Annotated in this window: 8 protein-coding genes; 3 read left to right on the plus strand and 5 right to left on the minus strand. The window is 73.7% G+C overall.

Annotated elements, in window-relative coordinates:
• Positions 1–36 precede the first annotated feature (36 nt).
• Positions 37–408: a DUF3515 family protein gene (locus tag JQN72_RS11105; protein ID WP_307812626.1), complete on the plus strand. Its 372-nt coding sequence runs from the start codon at positions 37–39 to the stop codon at positions 406–408.
• A gap of 6 nt (positions 409–414) precedes the next feature.
• Here the strand turns inward: JQN72_RS11105 and JQN72_RS11110 are convergent, their stop codons facing one another.
• Positions 415–1,539 (minus strand): D-alanine--D-alanine ligase family protein, encoded by a 1,125-nt coding sequence (locus JQN72_RS11110; protein WP_204135254.1) that lies wholly within the window; start codon positions 1,537–1,539, stop codon positions 415–417.
• Positions 1,540–1,574: 35 nt separating this feature from the next.
• Between JQN72_RS11110 and JQN72_RS11115 the strand changes: the two genes are divergently transcribed.
• Complete coding sequence (locus JQN72_RS11115; RefSeq protein ID WP_204135255.1) at positions 1,575–2,675, plus strand: PLP-dependent aspartate aminotransferase family protein; 1,101 nt, start codon at positions 1,575–1,577, stop codon at positions 2,673–2,675.
• A gap of 62 nt (positions 2,676–2,737) precedes the next feature.
• Here JQN72_RS11115 and JQN72_RS11120 read toward each other — a convergent pair whose 3' ends face one another.
• From JQN72_RS11120 to JQN72_RS11130, 3 genes are read right to left on the minus strand one after another with little or no spacing between them, the layout of a single operon-like run.
• Entirely contained in the window at positions 2,738–3,268 is a 531-nt protein-coding gene (locus JQN72_RS11120; protein WP_204135256.1) for a hypothetical protein, read from the minus strand.
• Positions 3,269–3,270: 2 nt separating this feature from the next.
• Entirely contained in the window at positions 3,271–4,269 is a 999-nt protein-coding gene (locus JQN72_RS11125) for an NAD(P)H-dependent glycerol-3-phosphate dehydrogenase (RefSeq protein WP_204135257.1), read from the minus strand.
• Entirely contained in the window at positions 4,266–5,024 is a 759-nt protein-coding gene (locus JQN72_RS11130) for a lysophospholipid acyltransferase family protein (RefSeq protein WP_307812627.1), read from the minus strand. Before JQN72_RS11130 ends, JQN72_RS11125 begins: the two co-directional genes overlap by 4 nt.
• An 88-nt stretch (positions 5,025–5,112) precedes the next feature.
• Here JQN72_RS11130 and JQN72_RS18400 point away from each other — a divergent pair, with 88 nt between their 5' ends.
• A complete protein-coding gene (locus JQN72_RS18400; protein ID WP_239100502.1) occupies positions 5,113–5,955 on the plus strand; it encodes a hypothetical protein in 843 nt (280 codons plus the stop codon).
• Between the two features lie 7 nt (positions 5,956–5,962).
• Here the strand turns inward: JQN72_RS18400 and JQN72_RS11140 are convergent, their stop codons facing one another.
• Positions 5,963–6,565, minus strand: a complete 603-nt coding sequence (locus JQN72_RS11140) for an HU family DNA-binding protein (RefSeq protein ID WP_204135258.1) — start codon at positions 6,563–6,565, stop codon at positions 5,963–5,965.
• Positions 6,566–6,689: the final 124 nt, after the last annotated feature.

Genomic DNA, 6,689 nt, shown 5'->3' on the forward strand with positions numbered 1-6,689 from the left:
GCTGTCGCCGTCGTGCTGTCCGGGTGCTCCTCCGCCGTGGCCGTCTCGGTCCCCGGCGGCGCCGACGTCCCTGCCTGTGCCGACGCGTCATGGCCCGGCATGGTGAGTGGTCTGGAGCGTCGCGACACGGACCCGGCGGACCCGGCCGTCGCCGCATGGGGTGACCCGGCCGTCGTCGCCCGTTGCGGCGTCGCGGCGATCGGTCCGTCGGAGACCGAGTGCATCGACGTCGACGGCCAGGGCTGGGTCCCCGAGCCGCTCTCGGACGGCACCCGCTTCGTCTCGTTCGGCCGCGACCCGGCCCTGGAGGTGCTCGTGCCGTCCGACTACGACCCGGCACCACTGCTCCTCCCGGCGTTCACCGAGGTCGCCGGCGCCCTCCCACGAAACGGCCTCGACTGCCGCTGAGCCGGCTCAGCGCAGGCCGGTCCGCCGCTCCAGCGCCAGCGCGACCAGCTCGTCGATGAGCTCGGAGTACCCGATGCCCGTGGCCGCCCACATCCGCGGGAACATCGAGCTGGGCGTGAATCCCGGCATCGTGTTGACCTCGTTGACGACGACCCGGCCGTCGTCCTGGAGGAAGAAGTCGACCCGGGCGAGCCCCTCGCAGCCCGCGGCCTCGAACGCCTCGACCGCCATCTCGCGGATGGTGCGCGCTGCCTCGGGCGGGACGTCCGCCGGAGTGGTGAGCCGGACGTCGTCGTCCCCGGACAGGTACTTGGCCTCGAAGTCGTAGAAGTCGTGGTTCGCGACGACGACGCACTCGCCGAGCTCGCTCGCCCGGGGAGGCTCGGTGCCCCGGCCCTCGAGGATGCCGCACTCGATCTCGCGGCCGTCGACGGCGGCCTCGACGACGACCTTCGGGTCGTGCTCGCGGGCGGCCTCGACCGCCGCCTCGAGCCCTTCGGCTGAGGACACCTTCGTGATGCCGATGCTCGACCCGGCGCGGGCGGGCTTGACGAAGACCGGCAGGCCGAGGCTGCGCACCGCGTCCAGGGACGCGGCCTTGTCGCGGCGCCACTCGCGGTCGGTGATGACGACGTACGGCCCGACGGGGAGCCCGGCCGCGGCCAGCACGGTCTTCATGAGGGCTTTGTCCATCATCACCGCGGACGCCGTGACACCGGAGCCGACGTAGCGGACGTCGGCGAGGTCGAGCAGGCCCTGGAGTGTGCCGTCCTCCCCGAACGGGCCGTGGAGCAGGGGGAACACGACGTCGACCTCGCCGAGGGTGCGCGGCGGCTGCCCGGCCTCGTGGACGACGAGGGTGCGGTCGGTAACGCTCGTCGGGACGATGACGCTCGCGGAGCCGCCGTCGACCTCCGGCTCGTGGCCCGGGGTGAGGCGCAACGGCTCGGGGTCGTCCGCGGCGAGCACCCAGTGCCCGTCCTTGGCGATGCCGACGGGCACGACCTCGTAGCGCTCGCGGTCGAGGGCCTCGAGGACGCTCGCCGCGGTCGCGCACGACACGGCGTGCTCCGAGGACCGGCCGCCGAAGACGAGGGCGATGCGGATGGGGTCGCTGCTGGGCTGGCTCATCGCGAGCGACTCTAGCCGTCCTAGGCTGTGACTCCGTGACCGACGAGCCGCGCCCTCCCCGTCCCGACCTCACCCCGGCGACCCGCCTGGTCGCGCTCGGCAGGGAGCCCGTCGTCCCGGGAGGCCAGGTCGGAGCCCCGCTCGTCCTGACCTCGACGTACCACGCCGACGGGCCGGTGTCCTACGCCCGCAGCGGCAACCCGACGTGGTCGGCGTTCGAGGAGGCGCTCGGCTCGCTCGAGGGCGGTGAGGCGCTCGTCCTCGCCTCCGGGATGGCCGCCGTCGCGGCGGTCTTCTCGCTCCTCCCCCACGGCGGGACGGTCGTCGTGCCGGACGCCGCGTACAACGGGGTCATGGCCACGGTCTCGGCGCTCGAGGCCGACACCGCCGCCACGGTGCGTCGCGTCGACGTCACGGACACCGGCGCCGTCGTCGCCGCGCTCGAGGGCGCCGACCTGCTGTGGCTCGAGTCGCCGACGAACCCGCTCCTCGAGGTGGCCGACCTCGAGGCCCTGACCGCCGCCGCCCGCGAGCGTGGTGTGCTGACGGCCGTCGACAACACCTTCTCGACCCCGCTGCTCCAGCGTCCGCTCGAGCTCGGTGCCGATGTCGTCGTGCACTCGGCGACGAAGTACCTCTCCGGCCACAGCGACCTCCTCCTCGGCGCCCTCGTCACCCCCGCGACGGCGGACGGTCGTGCGCTGCACGAGCGGCTCCGCCGGCACCGGCAGCTGCACGGCGGCGTCGCGGGCCCGATGGAGACCTGGCTCGCGCTGCGCGGCCTGCGCACCCTGCACCTGCGTCTGGAGCGTGCCTGCGCGAACGCCGCCGCCCTCGCGGAGCGGCTCGCGGACCATCCGGCGGTGACCCGGGTCCGCTACCCGGGCATCGGGGCCATCGTGTCGGTCGAGGTCCTCGGGGGCCCGGCCGGTGCCGAGCGGGTCTGCGCCGCCACCGAGGTCTGGGTGCACGCGACGAGCCTCGGCGGGGTCGAGAGCCTCCTCGAGCGGCGCCGCCGTCACCCGGACGAGCCGGCCACGGTGCCGGAGGACCTGTTGCGTCTCGCGGTGGGTGTCGAGGACGTCGAGGACCTGTGGCGTGACCTGTCAGCAGCCCTCGACCGCGCGGCCGACTGACCTGTCGAGATAGGGCATGCGCATCGCTGCCTCGGTGTTCGGGCGATGGCAGGTCAGCGGCCTCACGTCCAGGGCTCACCGTTCTTGTCGATGACGCCTCCACCGCAGTCCGGACAGAAGAATCCGCCGGGGCCTGCTTCGAGCTCGCCGGGTCCTGGCGAGCATCGGCAGGCGGACGCATGTGGCCGGGCACGGGCCGGGTCCCAGAGGATGCTGCTCTCGCCATCGCTGGTGACGAGCCCGTCGACGCCGTGAGCCTCGAGCTCCTCGACGATCACGCGGACCATGGCCTCAGCCATCTTCGATGTCGTGGCGCTCTTGGTGTCCGCCCAGACCAGGACACCGTCGTGGACGACCTCCACGTCACTGACGAAGCTCGGCGTGTGGGCATCCACCATCGTGGCGGGTTCGGCCGCCTCCCATTCGCGTCCGTCCGCATCGACCAGCATCAGCCGAGGCGCGGCGGCCGCCAGCGCGGCGGCCGCCGCCTCGACGTCCCGCGTCCGGATGAGGAAGCGCGGGTCCTCGTCCCACCCGAACTCGTAGTCGGGGTCCTCGGGCGAGACCAGATTCGGGTCGCGGGTCACGGGCATGGTCACTCCGTCTCGGCTTTGCGGGGGCGTGAGAGCAGGGCGGTGACGACCTCCTGCGACGTGCGCCCGTGCCGGATCATCGCGTCGACCTGCTCGATGATCGGGACGTCGACGTCGTGCTTGCGCGCGAGCTCGACGATGGACGTGCACGACTTGACGCCCTCGGCGGTCTGCCGGGTCAGCGCCACGACCTCGTCGACCGCCATGCCCTGGCCGAGGCGGACGCCGAAGGAGTGGTTGCGCGACAGCGGCGACATGCACGTCGCGATGAGGTCCCCGACCCCGGCCAGGCCGGCGAAGGTCACCGCGTCCCCGCCGACTGCGGTGCCGAGGCGGGTGGTCTCGGCCAGGCCCCGCGTGATGATCGACGCCTTGGAGTTGTCGCCCATGCCGAGGCCCTCGGCCATGCCGACGGCCAGCGCGATGACGTTCTTCACCGCGCCCGCGATCTCGGTGCCGACGACGTCGGTCGTCGTGTAGGGCCTGAAGTACGGTGCGGCACAAGCCGCGGCCACCCGCTCGGCGACAGCGGTGCTGCTCGACGCGACGACGGAGGCCGCCGGCTGCTTGGCGGCGATCTCACGCGCCAGGTTCGGGCCCGATACGACGGCGACGCGCTCCGGGTCGACCCGGCCGACCTCCGCGACGACCTCCGACATCCGCTTCGTCGTCCCGAGCTCCACGCCCTTCATCAGCGAGACGACCGCGGCGTCCCCCGGCAGGACCGACGCCCACGCGGTGAGGTTCTCGCGCAGCGTCTGCGACGGCACGGCGAGGACCACGACGTCGGCACCGTCGGTCGCCTCGGCGGGGTCGGTGGTCGCCCGGACGGTGTCCGGCAGACGCAGCTCGGGCAGGTAGGCCTCGTTGACGCCGGCGTTGACCTGTTCGACGACCTCGTCGCGGCGGCCCCACATCGTCACGGGGGTGCCGGCGTCCGCGAGCACGGCGGCGAAGGCCGTCCCCCAGCTGCCGGTCCCGAACACGGCTGCCCTGCTCACGACGCCTCCCGGAGGTCGCGCGGCCGGCCGGTCGGGGTGATCCCGGCACGGCGCGGGTCGAAGCGTTCGAGAGGGGCGGACTCGCCGCGCAGCACCTCGAGCTCGGCGGTGATGGCCCCGACGATCCGGGCCGAGGCGTCCCGGAGCAGCTCGGCGGTCACGGGGCGGTCGTAGAGGTCGGAGAGGTCGACCGGGGCGCCGGCCCGGACGTGCATCGTGCGGCGAGGGAAGAGCCGAGGACGCCGCTCGTACGGTGCGAGGACGTCCTGCGGCCCCCACATCGCAACGGGCACGACCGGGCACCGGGTCTCGAGGGCGATACGGGCGGCCCCGGTCTTGCCACGCATCGGCCAGAGGTCGGGGTCGCGGGTCAGGGTGCCCTCCGGGTAGACGGCCACACACTTGCCGGCGCGCACGGCGTCGACCGCCGCCCGGTACGCGTCGACGGCGCGCCCGGACTCGCGGTAGACGGGAATCTGGTCGGCCGACCGCAGGATCGCCCCCACGACCGGGATGTCGAAGACCTCGACCTTGCCGAGGAAGCGCGGTGAGCGGCCGTTGTCGACGAGGTAGTGCGCGAAGACGAGCGGGTCGACGTGCGAGACGTGGTTGGGACAGACGACCCAGCCACCCTCCGTGGGGAGGTGCTCGGTGCCGGACCACGCACGCCGGGTCAGCATCATGAGGAAGGGACGCAGGATCCGGATGGCGAGCCGGTAGCCGAAGGGACGCGAGGAGTCCGTGGGGGTGCTCACCTGGGTCCTTCCGTGGGGGGTCACCGCATTGTGGTCTGCCGCGGGGGCGATGTCGAGCAGGGCACGGCGGGTTGGCAGGATCGACGCCGTGACCCCGACCCACCGGCTCGCGGTCGTCGTCCCGGTCAAGGGCGGTCCGCTCGCGAAGTCCCGTCTGGCACTGCCGGAGGCGATGCGGCGGGACCTCGCGGACGCCTTCGCCCGCGACACCGTCGCAGCGCTGCGCGGCGGCCTGCCCGACGCCGCGGTGCACGTGGTCAGCGCACACGCGGAGGTACGCGCCTGGGCCGTCGAGGCCGGCTGCAGGGTGCCGGCCGACCCGGGGGGCGGGCTCGATGCGGCCGTCGCCGCGGGGCTGGGCTCGGCGGCCCGAGCGGGGAGCATCACGGGGCTGGTGGTCCTCGGGGACCATCCGGCGCTCACGGCGGCGGAGGCTGCGGCGTCCGCAGGTCTTCCGACCGGGAGCCTCGTCGCCGACGCGGACGGCTCGGGTACCGCTCTGCTCGTCGTCGACCTCACGACCGGGCCGCCCTGGCGCACGGCGTTCGGGGCTGGCAGCGCCCGCGCGCACGAGGAGCTCGGGTACTCCCCCGCCCGTCTCGCCGCTCCCGGCCTGCGCACGGATGTCGACGACGCCGACTCGTTCGCGTCCGCGCTGGCCCTGGGGGTGGGCCAGCACACGGCTGCGGCGCTGGGGCGCGCTACCCTGCCGGGCGTGCAGGCGACGATCCACGAGCCGGTCGGGGAGCACCCGGGCAGTGCGCTCCTCGACGACGGTCGGCGGGTGGAGGTCCCCCTCGACGCGGTCGTCGACAGCGGGTTGCTGCACCTGCGCAGCGGGCAGCGCGTCCACGTCGAGCTCGGCGACGACGGCCGCGTCGCGACGCGGGTGTGGCTCAGCGGGATCGGGCCGGGCGAGACGATCCGCTGACCTCGGGTCAGGACTTCTTCGCCGTACGCTTCGCGCCGGTCTTCTTCGCCCCGCCCGTGGAGGCAGCGGATGCCTTGCGCGTGGTCGCCGCCTTCTTGACGGTCGACTTCTTCGCCGTGGAGGCCGTGGCCTTCGATGCCGCCGACTTCTTCGCGGCGGCCCTCTGGGTGGCCGACTTCTTCGCCGCCGCCTTCGTGGCTGTCGTCTTCTTCGCGGACGCCGTCTTCTTCGACGCGGCCTTCTTCGCGGACGCCGCCTTCTTCGTCGCGGCGGCGTCCTTCGTGGCAGACCCGGCCGGGGCACGCCCCGTCGCGGTGCCGGTCTTCGGGACCGTGCTCGGTTTGCGGACGTAGTCCTTGAACGCCGTTCCGGGACGGAACCGTGGCGAGCGGCCCTTGGGGATCCGCACGGCGTCGCCCGTGCGGGGGTTGCGACCCGTGCGGGCCGCGCGGTCGACCCGGTCGAACGTGCCGAACCCGGTGATCGCGACCTTGCCCCCGCGCACGACCTCCCGGACGATCGTGTCGAACACCGTGTCGAGCGCCTCGACGGCGGCCTTGCGGCTGCCGAGTGTCTTCTCCAGTTCCCTGACGAGATCTGCCTTGTTCACGTGATGCCTCCATCGCTGGGCGCCGGGTGCAGGCGACCCGACGGCAGTGTCGGGGGGGGGGCCCCCCCCCCCCCGGGGGCCGCCCGCGCCGCCCCCCACAACCCGAGGGCGGCCCACCCCGCGG

This window comes from Phycicoccus sp. CSK15P-2, from assembly GCF_016888005.1.
Classification (GTDB): Bacteria; Actinomycetota; Actinomycetes; order Actinomycetales; family Dermatophilaceae; genus Phycicoccus.

Bases quoted from the DNA above. Each gene is read 5' to 3' on its own strand.
- JQN72_RS11120 (WP_204135256.1), bottom strand. From the start codon at position 3,268: ATGCCCGTGACCCGCGACCCGAATCTGGTCTCGCCCGAGGACCCCGAC.
- JQN72_RS11110 (WP_204135254.1), bottom strand. From the start codon at position 1,539: ATGAGCCAGCCCAGCAGCGACCCCATCCGCATCGCCCTCGTCTTCGGC.